Source organism: Actinoplanes campanulatus, from assembly GCF_014647795.1.
Lineage (GTDB): Bacteria > Actinomycetota > Actinomycetes > Mycobacteriales > Micromonosporaceae > Actinoplanes > Actinoplanes campanulatus.
In genome coordinates this window covers 63710-86823 of sequence record NZ_BMPW01000030.1, presented here as the reverse complement: position 1 = coordinate 86823, position 23114 = coordinate 63710, and the positions used below count along the sequence as shown (strand labels likewise).

Genomic DNA, 23114 nt, shown 5'->3' with positions numbered 1-23114 from the left:
AGTGTCTCCCCCATGTCATCGGATGCTGTCGCGATCACCCGTGAGGCGTGGGGTTCCACGCCGGATGGCCCCGTCGAGCGCCTCACCCTCGACAACGGTCGAGGGCTGCGGGTGCGGGTCATCACCTACGGCGGCATCGTCCAGTCGATCGAGACGCCGGACCGTGACGGCGAGACCGCGAACGTGGCACTGGGTTTCGACACCCTGCAGGGCTACCTGGACAACCCGGGCCCGTATTTCGGCGCGATCATCGGCCGGTTCGGCAACCGGATCGCCGAGGGCCGCTTCACCCTCGACGGCGTCACCTACCAGACCCCGGTCAACGACGGCGTGAACAGCCTGCACGGCGGCACGACCGGCTTCGACAAGATGATCTGGGCGGCCACCGAGGTGGACGGCGGGATCGCGCTCACCCACGTCAGCCCGGCCGGTGACCAGGGCTTCCCGGGTGAGCTGAGCATGACGGTCACCTACACCCTGTCCGCGGAGGGTGGCCTGCGCATCGACTACCTGGCCACCACCGACGCGGCGACCGTGGTGAACCTGACCAACCACAGCTACTTCAACCTGGCCGGCGAGGGCGAGGGGCACGTCTACGACCACGTGCTGCGCATCGACGCCGACGAGTTCACGCCGGTCGGTGCGGGCCTCATCCCGACCGGGAAGATCGCGGAGGTGGCCGGAACGGCGCTGGACTTCCGCGATCCGGCCACGATCGGCGGCCGCATCCGGGCCGGTGAGACCCAGATGCTGTACGGGCGTGGCTACGACCACAACTGGGTGCTGCGCCCGCGCGACGGCGAGCCGGAGTCGGCCGCCTTCGTGGTGGAGCCGGTGAGCGGCCGCACCCTGACGGTGCTGACCACCGAGCCGGGCATGCAGTTCTACTCCGGCAACTTCCTGGACGGCACGATCATCGGCGGCAGCGGCCGGCCGTACCGGCAGGGTGACGGGTTCGCGCTGGAGACGCAGCACTTCCCGGACTCGCCGAACCACGCGAACTTCCCGTCCACGGTGCTGCGCCCCGGCCAGGAGTACCGGTCCATCACGATCTACCGCTTCGGGGTGAGCTGACAGCACGGTCGGGGGCCGATACTGCTGTAACGTTCGGCCCTCGACCGGACATGGACGTGACGTGGGTTCTGGGACTGAACAGGAAGACCGATTCCGGCGCGTCTACGCCGGCAACTTCGAGGCGCTCCTGGCGTACGCGTTGCGGCGCGTGGATCAGCCGGAGGACGCCGCGGACGTGGTCGCCGAGACGTTCCTCGTGGCCTGGCGCCGCAGCCGCGAGCTGCCACCGGACGACGAGATCAAACTCTGGCTGTACGGCGTGGCCCGCCGGGTTCTGGCCAACCATCATCGCGGCGGCGTCCGCCGGGAACGGCTCGGCGAGCGCCTGCGCCAGCGACTGACCGCCATCGTGACCCGTGATCCGGGTAGCGAGGTTCCGCAGCGTCTGGCCGTACAGGATGCTCTGTCCCGCCTTGCCGAGACGGACCGTGAGGTGCTCACGCTGACCGTGTGGGAGGGTCTGCAGCCGCGTGAGATCGCGGAGGTGGTGGGGGCCAGCGCGGCCGCGGTGCGCACGCGGCTGTCACGGGCCCGGTCGCGGATGCGCGAAATGATCGGTGACGATCTGGCACCGCCCGGACATGTACTCGACGTCCTGACCGCGATCGTCCCGGAGGAGGGCCGATGACCGACAAGCACCTCGACCGCAAGGTTCGAGACGCCGACCCCTACCGTCCCGGTCTCGTCGCCCGCCTCGGCGGGGCGGAGCAGCAGCTCCTGGAGGAGATCATGTCCACACCGAAGCTCGATGTCGTCGAGAGCCGGGCGCCGCGCCGCGGCCTGTCCCGTCGCCTGGCCAGTGCGGTGGCCGCCGCGGCCGTCGTCACCGGTGTCATCGGCGCCACCGCCCTGCTGCGCGACCAGCCGGAGAACGGCGCCACCCCCGGCGCCTGGTCCGGGCCGCTCGGCCTGCCGAGTTCGGATACCGGTGGCGCGGGTGGTGGGTACGAGCTGGATCTGAAGGCCGCGCAGGAGCATCCGCGCCTGCTGGTCGGCCAGCCCGGCTGGAAGATCACCACGGTGTACGGGTTCGCCGCCGCCGAAGGCACGATCGAGTTCGTCGACGGGAACCGGTCGGTCCAGATGAACTGGTACAAGGCCGACCAGTACGACAGCTACTACAAGGACCGGCTGGAGGTCAGCAAGCCGGAGCCGACCACGGTGGCCGGCACCGAGGCGAGCGTGTTCACCTACGGTGGCGGCGATTGGGCGGCCATGCTGAAGCCGGTCGACAGCTCCTTCGTCGAGTTACGCACCAGCAGCGGCTGGGAGCGGTCCGAGTTCGACGCCCTGCTGGCCGCCGTGAAGCGGGTCGACGCGAAGGCGTTCCTGGCCGCGTTGCCGCCGGAGGTGGTCACTCCGGGCAAGGTCCGCGAGGAGGCCGCCAAGGTGCTCGCCGACATCCCGATCCCGCCCGGCTTCGACGTGTCCGCGGTGAACGTGGACGGCGCGAACTCGCCGTACCACTTCGGGGCCGCCGTGACCGGCCAGGTGACCTGTAGCTGGATCGCCGAGTGGTCCCGGGCCGAGGAGGCCGGCGACAAGGAGGCACAGGGTCAGGCCGCGGCCGCCCTGCAGAGCAGCCACCGGTGGAAGGTCCTCCAGGACATGAACGCCGAGGGTGACTGGCCGGAGGCGATCTGGGACACGGTGGATCAGATGATTAAGAAGAACAAGGCGCCGGAGGGCTACAAGGAGGGCCTCGGCTGCCAGTGAGCGCGGCCTAGACGAGACCGGTCGGCGGCCGGACCGGCTGCCGCTGGTCGTCGCGGGCGGCCAGCTTCGCGACGGCGCGCCGGTACTGGCGGGCGCTGATCTCGCCGCTGATCAGCTGGGCGACGAGGGCGCCCTCCAGGGTGGTCGGTCCGGTCGGCGGTTCGGGGACCGTCGCCGGGCCGGTCTCCGTCCCGGCCGGTTCCTGTTCCGGTTCCGGTTCCGGCCAGAAGGCGCTGGCGAGAACCAGGGCCACGGTCACGACGATGACGAGAATGATGAGCACGGCGGCCACCTCCATCGACAACACCATCGTCCCCGGACCGCCCGCTACGACAGGGCCGAACGGATGGAGTGAGCGTATCCCCGCCGGTCAGGCGATGCGAGTAGCCGCGAGGTCCTCGGCGGCCCCCTTCGCCTGACCGGCCAGATCACCGAGCGCCCGCGGCAGGTGGCGGCGGAACTGGTCGAACAGCCGGGCCCGGTCCCGCGGGTTGCAGGTGTCCAGCACGTACGCGTCCAGGCCGGTCGCGATGATCAGCGTGGCGAGCATCAGGTCGGCGGTCTCCAGCGTCTCGTTGTACGACAGGTGTGTCCGGATCCGGGTGGTCGGCTCACCGGTGCTCTTCGGGTCGGCGAACACCAGCTGCGGCGGGTGGGAGCCGAGCAACCGCCGCTTCGCCTCCCACCGGATGGCCCCCGCCGCGATCAGCCGCTTCTCCACCAGGTCGACCGCCATGCCGCTGGTGGCCAGGTGGGCGATCCACCGCCGCAGGGCGTGCGGGCCGGGGGTGGCGGCGAGTCGTTCCAGCAGGACCAGGGTGGCCCGGTCGCCGGTCGGCCGCGGGTCGATCACGTGCACCACGTCGCCGTCCGGGTGCAGTCGGCGCCAGAACATCAGCTCACCGAGCAGTGCGGCGCCCAGGCCCGCGCCGAGCAGCTCACCGGTGATCAGGAGCCGCCCGCCGATGCCGTCGTGGGCTGCCAGGTAGAAGTCGTCCGCCGGAGCAAGCTTCACGGCACATCACGATATCGGCGAATGGTTGCGGTGAGGTTGCGCAGCGTCGAGACCAGGATGGACAGTGGGACGCTCTTCGCGTCCGGCGGCCGCAACCGGCTAGGGTCACCGCCATGATCGACCAGGCTCCTGAGCCCTCGGGCACCGTCTACGGGCAGACTCGCCGTACACCTCCGGTGATGCCGATCATCGTCGGTGTGGCCGCCGTCGCCGTGCTCGTGGTGGGTTTCGTGGCCTGGAACTCCACCGGCGGCGCCGACCGGGCGGAATCCGCGCCGCCCGCGGCCACCGCGCCGCCGTCGCCGGCCGCGACCGGTTCCGTCCCGGCCCAGCTGGCCGCCGGCACCTGGGTGGTGTCCCCGCTCGGCGACCCCGGCACCTATCTGACCACCGGCGGCGATTTCGCGGCGCTGTCCACTGTCGACCCGCTGCCGCTGACCGTGGTTCCCGGCCTGGCCGACGGCACATGCTACTCGTTCCGCACCGAGGACGGCCGCCACCTGCGCCACTACGACTTCCGGCTGCGCTTCGACGTCGCGGAGGACTCGGACCTGTTCCGCGCGGACGCCACCTTCTGCCAGGAGGCGGGCACCGCGATCGGTACGGTCCGGCTGCGCTCGAAGAACTACCCGGAGTATCTGGTGCACCGGCGCGGCGAGAAGCTCTACATCGACAAGCCGGACGGCTCGGCCGGTTTCCCGAAGGCGAGTTCCTTCATGGTGCAGGAGCCGTAGGGGCCCATCGGCCCTGCCGGGCGGGACCGCCGGCGGCCTAGCGTTCGGGTCGTGAGGATCCGGCTTCCCGTTCTGGCCGGCGCCGCGCTCGCCCTGCTCGGCGGCCTGTACGGCGCCCTGCTGCTGCTCGGCGTGCCGGTGCCGGCGCCACCCGGCCCGGTCGACGAGGTGCACGGCCCGGTGATGGTGTTCGGTTTCGCCGGCACGCTGGTGGCCGTGGAGCGGGCCGTCGCCCTGCGCCGCACCTGGGCGCTGCTGGCCCCGGCCTGCTCGGCGGCGGGCGCCCTGATGCTGCTGGTGTTCGGTCCGGTCCTGATCGGCCGGGCGGCCCTGATGCTGGCGTCGGTCGGTCTGCTCGGCGTCTACCGGGCGCTGTGGGCGCGGCAGCAGTCGGCGGCCCTGCTGGCCCAGGCGGCCGGGGCGTTCGGCTGGTACGCCGCCACCCTGCTGTGGCTGGCCGGTTACCCGGTCGCCGAGATCGTGCCGTGGATGGTGGTGTTCGTGGTCGGCACGATCGCGGGTGAGCGCCTGGAACTGGCCCATGTGGCGTTGCGCTCCCCCGCCGCCGAGCGCTGGTTCCTGACGGTGATGTCGGCGCTGGTGTTCGCGGCGACCGCGGCCACGGTCCGGCCGGAGGCGGGCACCCGGCTGTTCGGGCTGGCGCTGCTCGCGGTGACCGCCTGGTTGGCCGCCTACGACGTGGCCCGCCGCACCGTCCGGGCGACCGGTCTCCCCCGGTACATCGCGGTGGGCCTGCTGGCCGGCTACGGGTGGCTGGCGGTGGCCGGGCTGCTGTGGGCGGGCGCCGGCCCGGTGGCCGACGGTCCCCGGTACGACGCGACGCTGCACGCCGTGTTCCTCGGCTTCGTGCTGTCGATGATCTTCGTGCACGCGCCGGTGATCCTGCCTGCGGTGGTGCGCCGCCCACTGCCGTACCACCCGGTGCTGTACCTGCCGCTCGCCCTGCTGCACCTGTCGCTGCTGGTCCGGGTGGTGGCCGGGGACGCCGCCGGGCTGGAGCCGGTGTGGCGCTTCGCCGGGACCGCGAACATTCTGGCCGTGCTGACCTTCGCGGGCTGCGCGGTCACCCTGTCCCGGCGAGCCTGGGCGGTGATGGCATGAACAGGCTGCGTGGTCACCCGGTCCCGGCGGGCCTGGGCGGGGGTGGCATGAACGGGCGGGCCGGCTGGCACCGGCGTACCGGGGCGTTGCCGTTGATGTATCTGGCCGGTCTGGTGGCGCTGGCGTTCGCCCATCCGATGCTGCCCACGTGGCGGTGGCTGGCGATCCACATGCTGCTGCTCGGCGCGGCCACCAACGCCATCCTGGTGTGGGGCGCCCACTTCACGGTGGCCGTGCTGCGGGCCCCGGCGCCCACCCGGCGTACCGGTGAGGCGATCCGGCTGATCCTGCTCAACGCCGGGGTTCTGGCCGTTCTGGCCGGTGGCGCCGCGGACCTGCCCTGGATCGGCGTGGGCGGCGCGGCCGCGGTGTTCGCGGCGGTGGCCGCGCATCTGTGGTGGTTGACCGCCCGGCTGCGGTCGGCGCTGCCGGCCCGGTTCGCGGTGACCGTGCACTACTACGTGGCGGCGGCCGTGGCGCTGCTGACCGGAATCCCGGCGGGCGCGTGGATGCTGGTCACCGACGACGCGGCCCGGTCCCGGCTGATCCTGTTCCACGCCCACGTGAACCTGCTCGGCTGGATCATGCTGACCATCCTCGGCACGATCCTCACGTTCTGGCCGACCGTGCTGCGGACCCGGATGGCCGGCGACGCGGTCGCCGCGGCCCGGATCGCGCTGCCGCTCGCGGTGTCCGGCCTGGTCCTGCTGGCGGTGGCGGTGCTCGCCTGGTGGCCGGTGGTGACGGCCGCCGGGCTGGGCCTGATCGCGGCGGCCGTGGTCCGGACCGCGATCCCGGCGGTACGGGTCGGGCTGGCCAAACCGCCGGAGTCGTTCGCCGCCTGGTCGATCGCGGCCGGGGCGGCCTGGCTGCTGGCGGCGCTCGGGCTGGACGGGTGGACGCTGCTGACCTCGGGCGGCCCGGACGCGGCCGTGGACCGGTTCGGCATCGTGCTGCTGCCGCTGCTGGCCGGGGCGGTGGCGCAGGTGCTGCTCGGGTCGCTGGCGTACCTGCTGCCGATGGTGCTCGGCGGCGGCCCGGCCGTGGCCCGGGAGAGGAGCGCGGCGCTGGACCGGAACTGGGCGCAGCGGGTCGCGATGGCCAACGCCGCGCTGCTGGCGTTCCTGCTGCCGACCGGCCCGTACGCCCGGATCGCCACATCGTTGCTGCTGCTCGTGGCGCTGTGCCAGTTCCTGGCGCCCGCCGTCCGCGTACTCGTGCAAGCCCGGAGGTAGCCGTGTCCCGTCCTCTCGGCGGCGCGGCCGCCGGTGTCGCCCTGGTCCTGCTGGCCGTGCTGGCCGGCACCGTGGCGCAGCGCGCCACCGACCCGCCCACGACGGTGGCGGCGGCCGCCGACGTCGTCCCGACCGGGCACACCACGACCGTGGCGGTGACCGCGAAGGACATGCGGTACCACCCGGACACGATCACCGTGCCGCCCGGCGACCGGCTGATCATCGAACTGACCAACGGCGACGAGCGGCGGCACGACCTGGTTCTGGCCAACGGCGCCCGCACCGGCACGGTGGAGCGGCATGCGACCGCCCGCCTGGACGCCGGCGTCATCGGCGCGACGGTGGAGGGCTGGTGCTCGCTGCCCGCGCACCGGCAGGCCGGCATGACCCTGACGATCGTCACCGGCACCGGCACCGGCGCGCACATGGCGGCCGGAGAACACGGCACCGAACCCGTCCGGGACGCCACCGCGCCTCCCACGCCGGCGGAGCGCACGCACCGCGTCGACCTGCACGTCAAGGAGGTGCAGATCGAGGTCGCCCCGGGCGTGCGGCAGCTCATGTGGACCTACGACGGCACGGTTCCCGGCCCGGTGCTGCGCGGCCGCGTCGGCGACGTCTTCGAGGTGACGCTGACCAACGACGGCACCATGGATCACGGTGTCGACTTCCACGCCGGGGCACTCGCCCCGGACCGGCCGATGCGCCCCATCGACCCGGGCGAGTCACTCACCTACCGGTTCAACGCCACGAAGGCCGGCATCTGGATGTACCACTGCTCGACGATGCCGATGCTGCACCACATCGGCAACGGCATGTACGGCGCGGTGATCATCGACCCACCGGATCTGGCCAAGGTCGACCACGAGTACGTGCTGGTCCAGTCGGAGCTGTACGCCGGCCCGGACGGCGAGGTCGGCGACCTGGCGAAGATGCAGGCCGAGCAGCCGGACGCGGTGGTGTTCAACGGCTACCCCGACCGGTACGCGCACCGCCCGCTCACCGCGACGGCCGGCGACCGGGTGCGGATCTGGGTGCTGGACGCCGGCCCGAACCGCTCGTCGTCGTTCCACGTGGTCGGCGCCCAGTTCGACACGGTCTACCTCGAGGGCCGCCGGGTGCTCGGGCCGGACGATCCGGGCGGCGCCCAGGTGCTGCAACTCGGCCCGGCCTCCGGTGGCTATGTGGAGGCGGTCCTGCCGGAATCCGGTCACTACCCGTTCGTGAGCCACTCGATGGTCGATGCCGAGCGCGGCGCCCGAGGCGTGATCGAGGTGGGCCCGGCGTCATAGCGAGCGAAGCAGCCGCCCGATGTAGGGACGCAGGAACTCGCTGTTGAACGGGGTGGTGACCTGGACGACGTTGCGCCCGTTCGCGGTGATCGCCCGCACGTCCACCCCACCCATCAGGTACGGCCGGGACACCACGTTGCGGATCAGGGACGGCGGCACCGGGCGCAGGTGATAGAACTCCCCGGTCGAGGTCATCAGGATGTCGCCCTCGGCGATCGACTCCTCGGTCCGCCGCGCGGCACTGATCTGCTGCCTGCGGGCCTCGAGGCTGGGATCGTACTTCGACAGTTTCGCGCCCGCGGCCCTGCGCGCGGCGTCGTCCGCGGTGAGCGCCTCCAGCCGGGTGGCCGCCTGTTTCGACTCCAGGCTGGTCACGATGCCGGCTTCGCCGATCCGGTCCACGCTCGCGGGTTCGCGGACCGCGAGCAGCCCGCCGTCACGGAACTTCAGCGGCTGATTCTCCCGGCCGGCTTTCACGATCCACGAGTCGCCGAAGAACTCGACCGGGCGCATTCCGAGATCCTCGATCAGCCCGCCGGCATGCCCGATGGTCTGGCGGTAACCGGGGTGGGCGATCGCCAGCAACTCGCTGGTCTGCCCAAGGGTCGCGTTGAAGGTGCCACCGGAGCTCTCGATGGCGGTGGCGAGGCGGGTCCAGGAGGCGTCACCGAGCGGCCCGGCCCGGAAGAGCCTCGTGAGGCGTGCATGCATGACCGGATCGGCCTCCAGGCTCGCCGCCCGGACCAGCCAGGTGAAGGTGGAACTGCTGACCGCCGGGATCTCGGTCGCGGCGCCCCGGAGAGCGGAAGTGACCAGACTTGCGCCGGGCGTCGCCGCGCGGCGTACGATCGCTTCAAGATCTTCTTGGGTACGGGCGATGCTCGCCAGCACCTCCTCACTGCGTAGCGCGGGGATCCGCCGCACGTCGTCGGCGAGCCTGCCGAGGATCGCCCGATATTCGCCGGCCTGCTCGGCGATGAGCGGCAGACTGCCCATGAGCAACTGGTTCTCGACACGCATGTGCTCCAGCGCCCGGGTCAGCGCCCCCGCGTTCATGGCGCGCAGACCTCGCCCCCAGGCGCTGAACCGGGCCAGCCGCTCGGTTCTGGCACCGTTGGCCAGGGCGATGACGGCAAGTTCGTCGAGACTGGTCACTTGGCCGCCAACAGGGCGAGTTCGAGAATGAGCAGGCCGATGTCGAAGGCGGCCGCCCCGTACGCCATCGCTAGATCGCCGTAGCCGGGCTCCTCCTCGATCAGCCGCAGCGCCGGGTCGAGGGTGGCCGCCCAGGAGGTCCGGCCCATCTGGAAGCAGATCGTCTCCCGGTAGGCCTCGACGGTCGAGTGGCCCGCCGCCGACAACTGGGGCAACAGTCCGGACCTCTTGGCGATCAGCGAGGCGAGCCCACCGGCCGTGTTCAGGTTTTTCCAGTGCTCCGTGTACCGGGTGGGCAGGCCGCGGGCGCGCATCACCTCGGTGGCCGCCGCCCACGGCAGGGTTCCGTCGCCGAATCCCGCCTCGGTCAGGGCCGCGAAGACGGCGACCGGATGGTCGAAAGCGTCCCGCGGGGTGCGCTTCTCCGGATTGCCGCCTAGCCGTTGGGCCTTCTCGTGAATGAGGCTGCGCTCACCGGTCTTCACGTCCGGCCGTGACTCGCCGAGGTGCTGGAGCGACTGCGGGACCGGCGCGATCTCGGTATCCACCCTGGCGGCCGCCTCGACCACCGTGGTCACCGCGTCGGCGCACGCCCGGGCGACGGCCTGCCCGTCCCGCCCGGCCAGCGCGGGCAGATCAAGGCCACGGGCCAGCGGAAACACGGTGATCACCCCGGCTTCGACGACCACCACGTACTGGGCGGCGGCGGCCACCGCGTCGGCGGCGAGCCGGATCTCCTCGCCGATGCGGGCGGTCGCGCTGCCCAGGCCGGTGCCGGACAGCTCATCGGTCAGCTGACGGATGCCGGGGACGAGACGTTTCGCGATGCCGGTGGTGACGGGCAGGAGCCACACCTCGGTGAGCGTCATCGCGAGGCTCCGCGCGGCGGCGGCCGCCGCCGCGTCGATCTTCGCGCTGTGGCTTCGCCGGACGTCCACGGCCCAGGAGCGGACCCTACCGAGGTCGCCCAGCAGGGTCACGAGCGTGCGGAATTCGGGCGCTTCCGGGTCGGGCCGCCACGGCCGCTGCCGTAGCCGCTCGGCGAGGGTGGCCGGGGTGAGGCCGATCCGCTGTTTCTCGTCGGCGAACCGGGCGTACGGTCCGCGCGGATCGAGGCGGGCCATCTCGGCGGCCACCGTCGCCATCGTGGCGTCGAGCCGGTACAGCACCTCGCGCCGGGCCAGCTCCTCCGCCACGACCAGCGGGCGGCCGATCCGGAGGCTCTGCTCGTCGGCGGCCCGCAGCAGCCCCCGGACGGCGGCGGTGATCTCGTCCCAGCGGGAGGCGTCGAGATCGGTGGACGGGCCCCAGTGCGGTCCGAGCGCCCGGTCGAGGGCATTGCCGCGAGCCAGCTTGATCATCTCGTCGACGCGGGCCCAGCCCTCGGTGCGGTACCAGATGTCCACCAGCTCGCCGAGCCGGGCCGGATCGAGCGGCAGGCGGACAGGCGGCAGCCGCCGGTCCGGCTGCCACAGGTCGACTTGGGTACGGCTGCCGCGCCACGACTCGTCACCGCTCAGGAACACGGGCGGCAGCGCCGGGGCGTCCAGGGCGTCGACCGGGACAGCAGGCGCCGCCGAGCCCGGGACGATCCGGGCGTACACGGCCGGGGCCAGGTCGTCCGGCAGATCGGCCGCCGACGTCTCGGCGAACAGGTCGGTCACGGTCCACCCAGTTCGGCGCGCAGCCGTTCGGCCTCCAGTTCGGCCTGTTCGGCCACCGCGGTCAGCCGCCGCAGCTCGATCGCCCGGGTGAGCTCGATGTACTCCTCGCAGCCGGTGCACCGGCCTAGCCGGCTCTCGATCGACATGCCGGGCGTCGGCAGCAGGATCGTGGAGGTCGCGGGTTCGGTGTTGCGGACGTCGCCCAGCATGTTCAGCAGAAACGCCTCCAGCCCGGGATAGTTCGACGTGTTCAGCGGGACGGCCAGCTGGTCGCCGTGCGCGCTCACCACCCGCGGCTCGAACATGCCGGCCCGCAGCACGTTGCTGGACCCGATGATCAGCCGTTCCAGTTGTTCGCTCGGCGGCAGTGCCTGGAACAGCGCGAACCGGTAGTAGGACCAGTGTTCGCGCAGGTGGCTCATCAGCGCGTCGGCGCGTTCCCGGTGCCGGGCGATCTCCTCGAGGGGAAACTTCATCTCCAGTACGTCCTCGGCGGCCTGCTGACCCTGCCGCTGGTCGGCGTCGTCGGCGGCCTTGTCGCCGGCCGTGGTGGCCGGTGGCGCCGCGTCGTACGCCTGCCATTTCTCCATCACCCGCTGGACCCGTCCCGGAACGCCCATGTCCTCCGGGGTGTACATGTTCTCCTCCCGGCAGCGGCCGCTCCACCAGGCCCAGTCCCATTCGTCCTTCATGTGGCCGGCGCGGATGGCGGCGCTGAGCGCGTACGTCTCCTTCTCCTTGTCGGACAGTTCCCCGAGCGATGCCAGGGTGGGGCTGCCCTGCGGCATCGGCAGGACGGTGGCCAGTTGGCGGGCGTACTCGACGGTCAGGTCCTCGTCCTTGCGGTCCTTGAGCGCCATCAACTCGGCCGCGAAGCTGCTGAACTTCGCCTCCACGAGCCGGCGGAACAGCCAGCGGCGGGCGTTGCGGCGGGACGCGTCGGAGACCTCCAGGTGGTCGGCGATCGCGTCCAGCGCGGCATGCGCGTCGACGCGAGCGCCGAACTGCTCGGCCGCGGACCGCAGGTCACGGATGGCGCTGATCAGGTCGGCCTGCTCCTTCGAGACGACCGGATCCGGGTCCGGCTTCGGCTTCTTCGTGCCGGTCTGCGCCACCTTGGCCGCGGCGGCGCGGCGGGCCGCCTGCTCGGTGACCGCGATGGCGTAGGCCTCCAGATAGCGGATCGCCTCGAACCCGGCTCGCAGACTGCCTTCGAGGAGGGCGTCACTGAGCGCCGTCTCGTTGCGGCGCACCACCGCCTCGGTCAGCTCGGTGCTGATCGGGTTCGGCACGAAGGCGCACAGTCGCGAGTCCTCTGGCAGGAACGTTGTCTCGATGGCGTAGTGCGCCAGCACCTCGTAGTAGTCGAGGTTGAGGGTGTGGCACAGGTTCGGGTTCCGGATCTTGCGGGTGATCCGCTGCTCGGAGCCCCACTCCACGGTCTCGCTGATCTTGGTTACGCGCTGGGACCGTACCTTCGTGGAGGCTTTCACGACGGTCTCGTGCACCCGGTTCTGGGTGGTCTTGCCGATCTCGCCGATCGTGCTCTTGTTCGACACCGACGCGTCCGCGCCGAGCGTGATCTCGCCCGCGACCGGCCGGTAGGTGGCCCGCAGCGACCCGCTGACCTGCCACTGGAAGTCGCGCTGCCGGTTCACCTCGGAGTAGACGTCGCTGGTGTCCTTCGTGGAGTCGGTGCCCTCGAACGTCTGCTCGGTGCCGGTCTCGCTGGACTGTTCCAGGGTCTTGCGATGCCGTTCCCAGGTGTACAGCTCGATGGTCGCCTCCTCCTGCGGGGCGAGCGACAGCGAGTGCAGCAGCCGGCCGCGGCTGAGGCCTTTCAGTGTCCAGACCTGGCGCCATGCCAGGAAAAGCGCCACGTCCAGCTTGGGAATCGGCGGGGTGCCCTGCTTCCGGACGGTCTGCTCGGCGACCGGCTGAAAGACCTGTTGGAAGACCGGAAACCCGGTCTTCCCGATCGGCATCGTCGCCGGCGCGAGCTTCGCCGGTGGTTCCGCCACAAAGACCGGAGTCGAGGGTACGGGCGCCGGCGCGCTCTTGGTGACCTCCGGCTCCGGTACGAAGACCGGCGGCTCGTAGTCGTCGAGGTCCTTCTTCAGGTCCTTCAAGACTTACCCACCCGCAGGGTGAGCACCCGCCCGCTGGCCAGCATCAGCTGCGCGGTCCCGTTGGCGCGCAGCGACTGGACCACCTGGCCGGTGAGCGGCACCCGGTACGGCAGGTCGCCCGCGCCGGGGACGACCGGGTTGGCGAGGAAGGCGGCCAGATCGGGGACGGTCACCTGGTCGTCGCGAGGCGCGACGGCGAACCCCACGTCCAGCCGCGCCTGTTGGCGCAGCCGGACCAGCCGGGTCCGCTCCCCGGCCGTGCCGCGCACCACCACGGTACGGCCGGCGAGCAGCGCGGCCACCTCGGCGGGTTCCAGCGCGAGCCGGATCCGCAGCCCGTCGACGTCCAGTTCGGGCAGGGCGAGCAGGCCGTCGAGGGCGTCGGCGGCGATGAGCGGCGCGTCTATCACCTTCGGCAGCAGGCGCAGCCAGACCCGGGAACTGCGCCCGTCACGGACCCGCCGGGCCCGCAGCAACTGTGGCTCGCCGTCGCGGATCGCGGTGATCTGGCCACCGTGCAGGGTCAGGAAGTACTGGGTGCCCTCGCCGGTGAGCATGCCGGACCGGATCAGCTCGTCAACATCGTCGACAACGATCTGATCCGGTACGCCGATGGCCTGGAACGCCTCGGTGCCGTCACCACTGACGGCGCGGCTCAACGGCACCCCGCCGGCCAGGTCCACGGTCCGGGTCGGTGCGCCGGTCTCCTCACGGATGCGTAGGCTGGCCTGGAGCACCGCGTCGTCCTGGGTGACGACCAGCGGATGGGTGACACCGCTCTCGTCGGTGGCGTACAGCTCGACGAACTGGCCGAAGTCGAACCACTCGACCACCTCGCCGACCGGCAGGGGGCGGTTGCTGTCGGAGGCGAACAGCTCCGGGTCGATCGGCGAGTCGGGGTAGCCCATCAGCCGAACCGCAGCCGTACCAGGGATTCCGGGACCTTTATCCGAACGCTGAATCGCTCGTAGATCCGGAAACGCCTGGTCTCGGAACTGTCCACGAAGGTGAACGCGGTGGCGCCGTGCACCGCGATGGCCAGGTCGACCGTCCCGCCGAGCGACACCATCACGCCCTCCCGGTCGTTCAGGGTCCCGGCGGCGTGGAAACCGGCCGTCATGAGTGGCCGGATCCGGTCGGCCGGGGCGATCAGCGTCGACTTGAGCGACCGGTGCGCGTCGGCGAACTGCGGTCCGGCGAGCAGTAACGCGTACGGGCCGTTCAGGCTTTTACCCTGGAGGAACGCGTACGCGTCGGCGACCGCCGAGAACAGGTTCTCGCCGTAGATGCCGGGCACCTGGTCGTCGATCGGCGGCACCGGCACCACGTGCTGCTCATCCGCCACCGAGACGAGGCCGGGGTTGTTGCCGTCGCCCTGGAGCACGGCCAGGTCGATCTGCCGGGCCAGCCGGTTCGCGGCCCGGGTGGCCAGCGCGACCCCGGTGCCGATCCACTGCTCGTCGTAATACTGTTCCTTGCTCAGCACGAAAACCTGGGACTTCTCCAGCAGCGGCAGCACCCGGCCCTGGTCGACGGACAGCTCGCCGCTGGCGGCGTCCTCGTCGATCCGGTTCGCCGGCACGGTTCGCGCGCTGGGCGTCAGCGACGGCACCCGTGGCAGGAACTGGGCGACCACCGACGCCCGGTCGATCTCGTCGACCGTTGCCCGGTCGATCCGCTCCCAGATGTCCGGGCCCCATTCGGGCAGCTTCTCCCGGCCCAGGTTCAGGCCGTCCGGCACGATCGGCGGCGGGAGGTCCGGCGGGCGCGGCGGTTGCGGTGGCTCGACGGGCAGGCCGAGCGGGTCGGTGCGGCGCATGCGGTCATGCTGCTCGGCCCGGCGGGGACACGGTATTCGCAGAAGTGAGTAGCCGCCGGCTGTCCCCGATCGGACAGCGGCCGCCCTGGCGTGCCCTCGGATCCGGCCACCATGCTGCTGAAATGCGTCTCTTGGCGAGTCGTGACTACGAGAGCATCCTCGATCTCGCCGGCCGGCTGGTGGGTGACCTACCGGCCCGGCGCAGCTGGGAGCTGGTCTGCGAGACCCTGATGGCGGCCCTGTCCGCGCCGCGGGCCGCGGTCTTCGACGACGAGGCGCAGGCCCGCAGCGTGTTCGGCGGCCTGAAGCAGCTGGCCATCCCGGTCGGCGGCCCCGCGGTGGTGGTGGCCCGGGACGGCAGCGACTTCTCCGGCCGGGAACGGGCGTACGCGGCCCGGCTGCGCCCGGTTCTGGTCGCCCTGCACCACCGGCAGCCCGCCCCCGGCCGCCCGGATCGCGCCGCGGCTTCCGGGGCCGCTGCTTCGGGGGCCGCGGCTTCCGGGGCCCCAGCGGCCGGGTTGACCCCGCGCGAGCTGGCCGTGCTGCGGCTGCTGGCGCAGGGGTGGACCGCCGTGGCGATCGGCCGCCGCCTGGCGATCCACCCGTGCACCGTCTCGAAACATCAGCAGAACCTGTACCGCAAGCTCGGCACCAACGACCGTCTGACGACGGTGCTGCATGCCCAGATGCTGGGCCTGCTCGACCGCTAACCGCAGATCAAACGGGCGGCCGCCCAGTCGCCGTGGTCGGCGCCGACGCCGTCGCCGCCGTCGGTGATCCGCAGTTCGAGGCGGCTGCCGCCGGTCACGTCCGCGGTGAGCGGCTGGGCGGAGGCGGTTCCGGTCAGCCGGCCGGACGATGTCTTGAGGACACCGTCCACCCACACCTCGAAGGCCACCGACCCGGACGAGCCCATCTCGTCGTCCACGCCGACGTCGGCACGGAAGGTGGTGCAGCCGCGGCCGGTCAGGTCGACCGCCACCCGGGACACCGCGTGCCCGCCGAGTCCCTTGTCGTAGACGACACCGCCGATGGTGAGCGGGCGGCCGTCGCCGGCGGGTTGTTCGGCGTTGCTGCGGTCACGTTCCACCGGGCCCCAGCCGTTGACCTGCTCGAGGAACGGCAGGTCGCTCACCCACAGCGATCCGGACGGCAGCGGGGTACGGACGACGGCCGTGGCCCGTACCGTGCTGCGGAACCCGTCCGGGGTCGCCGAGGTGACCGTCGCGGTGAGCCGGTGCCGACCCCAGTCGGCGCCGGCCGGGGCGGTCACGTCGAAACCGCCGTCGACCGGTGTGACCTGCCAGCCGTCCGGGGCGTCCAGCGTGGTGACCACATCCTCCGGCGCTCCGGCGCAGCGCGGGGTGACGGTCACCCCGATCCGCTCGGGCACCCCGGCCTCGGCCGTCCCGTCGGTCTGCACGCTGACGTCCGGCGGACAGGGAGCGGCGGCCCGCGAGTCCGGCAGCCCACCGGTCGACAGCGGCCGCAGCACCAGCTCGTAGTCGTAGGCGGCGCCGGGCGCCAACCGGTACGGGGCGAGCACCGAGTTCGGCGTCTCCCCCATGCCGGTCTCCCCGGTGGCGGCGTGCAGGGTCACCCAGCCGGCGTTGCGCACGAACGGCAGCTGATGGTCGTACTCGGCCCGGTCGAGGTCGTCGTAGCGGCTCACGCTGACGTCCAGCGATTCGCCGACCGGGCTGCCGACCAGGATCCCGGTCCGGCGGCCGTCGCTGAGCGCCGCCCAGCGGGTGCCGGTGTGGTTGCCGTTGGCCTGCGGTCGTGAATAGGCCGTGAACTGGTCGTTCACACTGCTGCTCCACACACCGACGGTCGCGGCGCTCTGCCGGTCGTTGTAGGTCTCGTGCGGGCCGGTGCCGTACCAGGTGAGTTCGTCCATCGACGCCGGGACCTTGACCTGCACGCCGACCCGCGGCAGGTAGGGCAGCGATCCGGCCCGGCTGCCCCGGGCCTGCACCGCGTGGGCCAGGGTGAGGACACCGTTCGCGTCGATCCGGTAGGTCAGGGTCTGTCCGATCGCGAACGCGTCGGCCAGATCGGGGGCGGCCGCCGTGGCCCGGACGGTGATCACCGCTTCGCCGCCGTCGACCCTCGCCGACACGTCCTCGACGGTGGTCTTCAGCCGGTCGAGTCCGACGTCGTGCCAGATGTTGCGGTCGGCGGTGCCCCAGCCGTACGTCTCGTTGCTGGTCGGAGGCCGGTAGACGTCCAGTTCCGGACCGGCGGTGAGCAGCTCGCGGCCATCGGCGGCCATCGACGTGAGAATCCCGTCGGCGAACCGGTAACGCCAGCCGTCACCCCGTACCTCGATGGTCCTGTCGTGGTGGCGGAGAGCCGGCGCCGGACCGCTCGCCGGACCCGGCAGGATGCCCGGAACCACCCGCCCGCCGGCGGCGAACTGCTCCTTCGCGAAGACCCACCCCTTGCGCGCCCACGGCAGGTCGTCGACCGTCACCGCCTCCAGATCGAGCCAGCGCTCCCGGTCGTCCGGGTTGGCGGGCGCCGCGCCCAGGTTCAGCTCGGCGGTCGCACCGGCCGGAAGATCCAGCGACCGTACGCCGCCGCGCAGCTTCCGGTCGACCTCACGGTGTGACCAGTTCAGCCGCAACCGCAGGGTTCCGGCCGTCTCCTCGTTGTGCACCCGGACGATCCCGGCGGCCGCGTCGACCGCGGTGAACCGGAGCGGCGAGTGCGCCCACGCCACCTCCTCGGTCTCCGGCTGCAACCGGCGGTCGGAGGTGACCATGCCGTCGGTGCCGGACAGGCTGATCCCGAGGCTGAGGAAGTCGCCGCGCCGCTCGAACCGGTCGAAGTCGAGCGCCAGGACCGCGTCGTCCTTCGGATCGGCCGCCACCTGCTCGGTGGTGAGCGCGGTGGCGTAGACGCGGACGTCGTCGACCAGGCCGCGGCCCGTGCGGACGCGAAGGTCGTCCTGCTGGGTCTCGGCGTTGCGGCCCACGTTGACCTCGTACAGGCCGGGGTCGATCGTGCCGGTGCGGGCCGTCTCCGCGGTCGGCACACCGTCGATGAACAGGCGCAGCGCGGAGCCGTCGTAGGTTCCGGTCACCCGGTGCCACCGGTCGTACCAGTCGGCGGGAACGTCGGCGGCCACCGAGATGTAGTCACCGAGGTCCACCCCGAATTCGAGGGTGTCCTGGTCGCGCATCTGGAGCGCGTAGGCCCGGCCCTTCGTGACGATCGGGAAGCTGCCCGCCCACTGCCCCGGCTTCACCCAGGCGTCCAGGGTGACCTGCGCGGTGAGGTCGAGCCGCCGGTCGCGGAACACATTGACGAAGTCGTCAAGACTGGACAGGTTGATCGCCTTTCCCCGGTGCCCGTCGATCGGGACGGGCTTGCCGACCAGGAACGCCTGGATCCGGTTGCCCGACGAGTCCGGGGTGGTGATCAGCGGCTGGCGCAGGTTCTGGTCGGCCCAGTCCCACACGAAACCGCCCTGCATCGACGGCTGCCGGCGGGCGATCGCCCAGAACTCGTCGAAGTTGCCCATGCTGTTGCCCATGGCGTGCGCGTACTCGCCCATGATGATCGGCTTGGTGCCGGTGCGGGCCTTGTTCTCCAGCGACGCCGGGGTGGGATAGCGCGGCCCGGACACGTCGGCGAACGGGGCGTCGCCGTCCGGGTTGTTCGACTGGTGGTAGAGCGGCCGGGTCGGCTCGTTGGCGTCCGCCCACTGCGCCATCGCATTGTGGGCGGTGCCGAGACCCGCCTCGTTGCCGGTGTCCCACAGCAGCACGCTCGGATGGTTGCGGTCGCGGGCCACCATCGCCCGGAACCGGTCGGCGAACGCGTCCTGCCACTCCGGTTTCGAGGCGAGACAGGTACTGGGGCAGTTCTCCCGGGAGTGGGTCTCGATGTCCACCTCGTCGTCGATCCACAGGCCGTACCGGTCGGCCAGGTCGTAGAGGTACGGGTCGGACGGGTAGTGGGCGGTCCGTACCGCGTTGACGTGCAGCTTCTTCATGAGGAACACGTCGTCGCGCTGCGCTTCACGGGTCAGGTGACGGCCGGTGTCCGGGTTCGTCTCGGCCCGGTTGACGCCCTTCACCAGGATGCGTTTCCCGTTGACGAGCAGCTGCTTGTCGCGGATCTCGATCTCCCGGAAGCCGACCGGTTGGGCGCTCATGTGCGCCGCGTGGCCGTCCGGGGCGATCAGTTCCAGGCCGAGCGTGTAGAGGTCGGGATCCTCGGCGGTCCACTTCGCCGGATCGGTGACGGGGGTGCTCAGCGTGGCCACACCCTGCTCGACGTTGCCGTCGACGACCGCGACGGTACGCCCGGCGGCGTCCCGCAGCGTGCCGCGCACCGAGTAGCCGTCGCTCGCCCCGGCCACGTCCACCCGGGCGGTCAGTGTCGCGTCACGATATTCGTTGTCGAGATCCGTGGTGAGGTACGCGTCGCGCAGCCGCACCTGTTCGGTCCGGTACAGCCACACGTCCCGGAAGATGCCGCTGTACCGCCACTGGTCGAAGTCCTCCAGGTAGGAGCCGGACCCCCATCGGTGCACCTGGACCGCGATGTTGTTACGCCCCGGCCGCAGGAACTCGGTCACGTCGAATTCGGCCGGGGTGTAGCCGCCCTGGTCGTAGCCGACGTAGCGGCCGTTCACCCAGACGAAGTATCCGCTGGTCACACCCTCGAAGCGGAGGAACTCGCGGCCGCCGTCCCAGTTCTGCGGCACGTCGAACGTCCGCACGTACGCGCCGGTCGGGTTGACGTCCTTCGGCACGAACGGCGGGTTGTCCGGCCAGACCTCCTCCGGAATGTTGCGGAACATCGGATGGTCGATGAAGTCGGACTGCCAGGTGTGCGGCACCGACACCCGTTTCCAGTCCGACACGTCGTAGCCGTCGGCGGCGAACCCGGACGGCACGTCGTCGGGGCGGTCGAACAGCCGCATCCGCCAGCCGCCGTTCAGGCTGGTCACCCACGGTGACTTCGTGTCCTTCGTGGCGGTCGCGGTCGCGAAGGGCCGCAGGTCGGCGTGCGGCGCCTCCTGGCCCTCGCCGGTCATCCGCGGATCCTCCAGGTAGCGGTACACATCAGCCACGGTCTGCGGTCCGTCGGCGGCGAGCGCCGGGCTTGCCGGAACGGTCACACCCGTGGTCAGCACCAGGATCAAAGTCAAGATCTTCTTCACGGTACGGCCTTCGCGTTCACTTCCACCTCACTGACAGTGATGTATCCGGAGGGGCGGGCGGTCATCACGATCCGGGCCGCGGTGACCGGACCGGCCGCGTTGAATGGGACGTTGACGACCGGGCTGCCCTCGGTCGGCACCGGGATGTCCGCGCTCGCGTCGGTCCAGACGCCGTCCGCGCCGAGCAGTTGCACCCGCAGGCTCGCCGGGAAACTGATGTTGGCCCCGTCCCGGTAGAAGTAGGTGACGACGCGGGTCAGGTCGCGTTCGGCGGGCAGTGTCACGGTGATCGTGTCGGACGGGTTCTTGGCGCCGGACCGCCAGTTCGACCAGGCCTTCTCGGAACGGTTGCCGTTTCGCAGACCGGCCGCCGAGTAGCCGCTCTCCGTGTAGGTGGCCGACACCGTCACCCCGTCGTCGAGAGCGGCGTTGACCTCGATCGGCTCGACCACGGTGACGGTCGCGGTGGCCGGCAGGGTGGTCCCGTCGGCGACCGTGGCCGTGCCGGTCACCGGGAACTCGCCGAGCCGGTCCAGGACCGGAATTTCCCAGGTGACGGGCAGGTCGGCGCGCCCGCCGTGCCGTCCGACGCCGGTGACCGTCGCCGGCAGCGCCGGGCGCCCGCCCGGGTAGGTGGTGGCCGACGCCTGCAGCGTCCGGACGAAGGTGTCGACGGTGACGACGGCGGCAGCCCGGTGGGTTCCGCCGAGCGGATCGGTCGCGGTCCCGGTGACGGCCACCCTGCCGGGCCGCCGCCAACGCCGCTCGTCCGGCATGTCCCACACCACCGGCAGACTGCCGCGGGCACCGTCGCGGTAGACCGGCGTGACGCGCTCCGGCAGCGTGGGCACCAGTCGCGGTACGGTGTGCGCCGCCACCGTCCGTGTCCGCTGCACCGTCTCGTCGACGATCGCCCACCGCTGGTTGGCTCCTGAACTGGGCGGATAGGTGCCCACCGGACTGCCGTCCGCGGTCGCCTGCCCGGTCACGTCGACAAGGCGCCCACTTCCGACGTTGACCAGCGTCCACGTCCCGTCCCCGGTACTGGACAGCATCCACTGCGCCGCTTCGTCCACCCCGGCGGCACCGGCATCGGCAGGCGTCTCCAGGACCAGGGCGTTGTCGCGGACGGCGAGGCGTGCTCCCGAGGCGGCCGCGCTCACGGCGTACCTCTCCCGGTTGGTGTTGCCGGAGGTCAGCTTGGTGATGGACCACAACTGGCCCGGATCCTCGGCGGCGGTGGTGCGCAGCACCGTGCCCGTCCCGGCGGTGTTCGGGGTGAGCGACCGCCCACTCGCGACGCCCCGCACCCGGTAGACATGACCGGACCGGATCAATGCGGCGTCACGGTCGACCCCGCGGACACCGTCGACCAGGAACGTCGTGACCGACTGCGCCGGCACCGTCAATGTGGCCCGATCACCGCGCACACGAACCGGACTGCCTTTGATCAACGCGCCGTCCACACTGGTGACGACCGGTGTGACGGACGCACCGGACCGCACGGACCGAAATGTTGACAGGTCAATATTGACGGTCCTGTCGACTGCACTTGAGTTGACGTGCACGACCGTCAAGTCATCACCGAACGGCTTGATCGCGGCAACAGTTGACGTGTCGTCAACCTTGACGAAGCGATCACCAGGACGGATGTGCCGAGTGAAGTTCCGGATCGTGTCGAACTTGGAGTTCGTCCTGATCGGGCAGGTCTCCAACGTCGCGTCAGCCGTGCAGTTGAACGGGATGTGGATGCTCCCCCAGTTGCCGTTGCCGGCCTGCTGTGGGACAGCGTCCTCGATCGGCTGCCAGAACACCCAGGCGGACGGCTCCAGCTCACGGATGTCGTCGACCATGCGGGTCGCGATCCCGAGCCCGGGCAGCATCCCGGTGTAGTCGGTCGTCCCGGGCCCCCAGTTCCCCTCGACCTCACTCATCCAGAGCCGCTTGCCGGCCGCCTTCGCCGCGTCACGCACGCTGGTCCGTGACCCGGTCCCGTACGTGTGGACGTTGAGCTGCGAAACCGCGGCCCGGGCCTCGGCGCGGTACGCGTTCCAGTTCGTCATGAAGATGCCGGGATTGGTCTCGTCCATGGCGGACACCGTCATCCCGGCCCGTGCGGCCTTGTCCCGTAGAGCGAGGATCACCGCCTGCTGCAGAGCGGGCCCGGCGTGTGCCCCCTCCTGCCGTCCACCGGTCGGCTGCCCGTCAGCGCCGAGCGTCGTACCCCAGTAGTTGGTGTTGGGTTCGTTGAGCGGATCGATGGTGGCGAAGTCGATGCCGTGCGCGTCCTCGATGTGCGAGGCCACGGTGGTCAGGTAGGTGGCGAACTCGTCGGCCCGGTCCGCCCGGATCTGGTCCGCGCTGGAGTCGAATCCGCCGGAGACGTAGCCGCTGACGGTCTGGAAGTACGGCGGCGAGTTGCTGAACGCCTCCCAGATCGTCACGTCGTCCTTGATCTGGTCGATCCACCAGCGCTGGTTGGCGTCGGCGTCCAGATCCCAGTGCGACGGATCCTCCGGGTTCCACCAGTCCCGGTCGGCGACCGTGGTGCCGGCCGGCGCCTTCCAGAAGCCCGGCATGGTGGCGCCGTTCTTCATGTAGTTGGTGCGCACGCCAGGCGCGTTGCCGCCGCCGATGTTGTAGCGGGCGATGGTGAGGTCGAGCCCGTCCGGCCCGAACAGCATGTCGGCGAGTTTCCGGCGGATCGGCTCGGGATAGCCACCGGTGGCGTTGGCGAACCAGACCAGGCTGGTGCCCCAGCCCTCGAACTCCTGCTGCTGGTAGCCGGGGTCGATGCGGATGGTCCTCGACTCGGTGATCACCTCCGCCCTGGCCGCCGCCGGTTGCGGCAGGACGGCGAGCAGGGCGGCAACGATCCCGGCGAACGACCGCCGGAAGGCGAGCGACATGACGGTTCCCCATCCGCTGCGGCGACATAACGATCACAACGGCAACACGTTCGACCAGAAGCGAACACGTT

17 protein-coding genes are annotated in these 23114 nt (G+C 71.2%); 8 read left to right on the top strand and 9 right to left on the bottom strand.

Annotation, left to right across the window (positions count from 1 at the left end):
- Window positions 1-12 precede the first annotated feature (12 nt).
- The 3 genes from IEZ13_RS40500 (at window position 13) to IEZ13_RS40490 (ending at window position 2790) form a co-directional block, all read left to right on the top strand.
- Window positions 13-1074, top strand: coding sequence for an aldose epimerase family protein (locus IEZ13_RS40500; protein ID WP_183226828.1), 1062 nt, complete (start codon window positions 13-15; stop codon window positions 1072-1074).
- Window positions 1075-1135: 61 nt separating this feature from the next.
- The gene (locus IEZ13_RS40495) at window positions 1136-1702 is read left to right on the top strand and encodes an RNA polymerase sigma factor (protein WP_183226829.1); all 567 of its coding nucleotides are present in this window, start codon (window positions 1136-1138) and stop codon (window positions 1700-1702) included.
- The gene (locus IEZ13_RS40490) at window positions 1699-2790 is read left to right on the top strand and encodes a hypothetical protein (protein ID WP_183226830.1); all 1092 of its coding nucleotides are present in this window, start codon (window positions 1699-1701) and stop codon (window positions 2788-2790) included. Before IEZ13_RS40495 ends, IEZ13_RS40490 begins: the two co-directional genes overlap by 4 nt.
- Before the next feature lie 7 nt (window positions 2791-2797).
- On the opposite strand, the gene IEZ13_RS40485 is transcribed toward IEZ13_RS40490, so the two are convergent.
- Entirely contained in the window at window positions 2798-3073 is a 276-nt protein-coding gene (locus IEZ13_RS40485) for a hypothetical protein (protein ID WP_183226831.1), read from the bottom strand.
- Window positions 3074-3160: 87 nt separating this feature from the next.
- A complete protein-coding gene (locus IEZ13_RS40480) occupies window positions 3161-3805 on the bottom strand; it encodes a GOLPH3/VPS74 family protein (RefSeq protein WP_183226832.1) in 645 nt (214 codons plus the stop codon).
- A gap of 179 nt (window positions 3806-3984) precedes the next feature.
- Between IEZ13_RS40480 and IEZ13_RS40475 the strand changes: the two genes are divergently transcribed.
- From IEZ13_RS40475 to IEZ13_RS40460, 4 genes are read left to right on the top strand one after another with little or no spacing between them, the layout of a single operon-like run.
- The gene (locus IEZ13_RS40475; RefSeq protein WP_183226833.1) at window positions 3985-4539 is read left to right on the top strand and encodes an AbfB domain-containing protein; all 555 of its coding nucleotides are present in this window, start codon (window positions 3985-3987) and stop codon (window positions 4537-4539) included.
- A gap of 51 nt (window positions 4540-4590) precedes the next feature.
- Window positions 4591-5661, top strand: coding sequence for a hypothetical protein (locus tag IEZ13_RS40470; protein WP_229795650.1), 1071 nt, complete (start codon window positions 4591-4593; stop codon window positions 5659-5661).
- Complete coding sequence (locus IEZ13_RS40465) at window positions 5658-6896, top strand: hypothetical protein (RefSeq protein WP_229795648.1); 1239 nt, start codon at window positions 5658-5660, stop codon at window positions 6894-6896. Before IEZ13_RS40470 ends, IEZ13_RS40465 begins: the two co-directional genes overlap by 4 nt.
- Window positions 6897-6898: 2 nt before the next feature.
- A complete protein-coding gene (locus tag IEZ13_RS40460) occupies window positions 6899-8188 on the top strand; it encodes a multicopper oxidase domain-containing protein (RefSeq protein ID WP_183226834.1) in 1290 nt (429 codons plus the stop codon).
- Here IEZ13_RS40460 and IEZ13_RS40455 read toward each other — a convergent pair.
- From IEZ13_RS40455 to IEZ13_RS40435, 5 genes are read right to left on the bottom strand one after another with little or no spacing between them, the layout of a single operon-like run.
- Entirely contained in the window at window positions 8183-9343 is a 1161-nt protein-coding gene (locus tag IEZ13_RS40455; RefSeq protein WP_183226835.1) for a hypothetical protein, read from the bottom strand. The genes IEZ13_RS40460 and IEZ13_RS40455 overlap by 6 nt on opposite strands.
- A complete protein-coding gene (locus tag IEZ13_RS40450; protein WP_183226836.1) occupies window positions 9340-11007 on the bottom strand; it encodes a hypothetical protein in 1668 nt (555 codons plus the stop codon). Before IEZ13_RS40450 ends, IEZ13_RS40455 begins: the two co-directional genes overlap by 4 nt.
- Entirely contained in the window at window positions 11004-13136 is a 2133-nt protein-coding gene (locus IEZ13_RS40445; RefSeq protein WP_183226837.1) for a hypothetical protein, read from the bottom strand. The genes IEZ13_RS40450 and IEZ13_RS40445 overlap by 4 nt, the downstream gene beginning before the upstream one ends.
- Window positions 13133-14044, bottom strand: coding sequence for a hypothetical protein (locus IEZ13_RS40440; RefSeq protein ID WP_183226838.1), 912 nt, complete (start codon window positions 14042-14044; stop codon window positions 13133-13135). Before IEZ13_RS40440 ends, IEZ13_RS40445 begins: the two co-directional genes overlap by 4 nt.
- On the bottom strand, window positions 14044-14955 hold the full coding sequence (locus IEZ13_RS40435; RefSeq protein WP_183226839.1) for an encapsulin: 912 nt from the start codon (window positions 14953-14955) through the stop codon (window positions 14044-14046). Before IEZ13_RS40435 ends, IEZ13_RS40440 begins: the two co-directional genes overlap by 1 nt.
- Window positions 14956-15077: 122 nt before the next feature.
- On the opposite strand from IEZ13_RS40435, the gene IEZ13_RS40430 reads away from it, so the two are divergent.
- Window positions 15078-15665, top strand: coding sequence for a helix-turn-helix transcriptional regulator (locus tag IEZ13_RS40430; protein ID WP_183226840.1), 588 nt, complete (start codon window positions 15078-15080; stop codon window positions 15663-15665).
- On the opposite strand, the gene IEZ13_RS40425 is transcribed toward IEZ13_RS40430, so the two are convergent.
- Window positions 15662-20134, bottom strand: coding sequence for a glycoside hydrolase family 2 TIM barrel-domain containing protein (locus IEZ13_RS40425; protein WP_229795646.1), 4473 nt, complete (start codon window positions 20132-20134; stop codon window positions 15662-15664). The two genes, IEZ13_RS40430 and IEZ13_RS40425, sit on opposite strands and share 4 nt — an antisense overlap.
- The gene (locus IEZ13_RS40420; protein WP_183226841.1) at window positions 20131-23043 is read right to left on the bottom strand and encodes an RICIN domain-containing protein; all 2913 of its coding nucleotides are present in this window, start codon (window positions 23041-23043) and stop codon (window positions 20131-20133) included. Before IEZ13_RS40420 ends, IEZ13_RS40425 begins: the two co-directional genes overlap by 4 nt.
- Window positions 23044-23114: the final 71 nt, after the last annotated feature.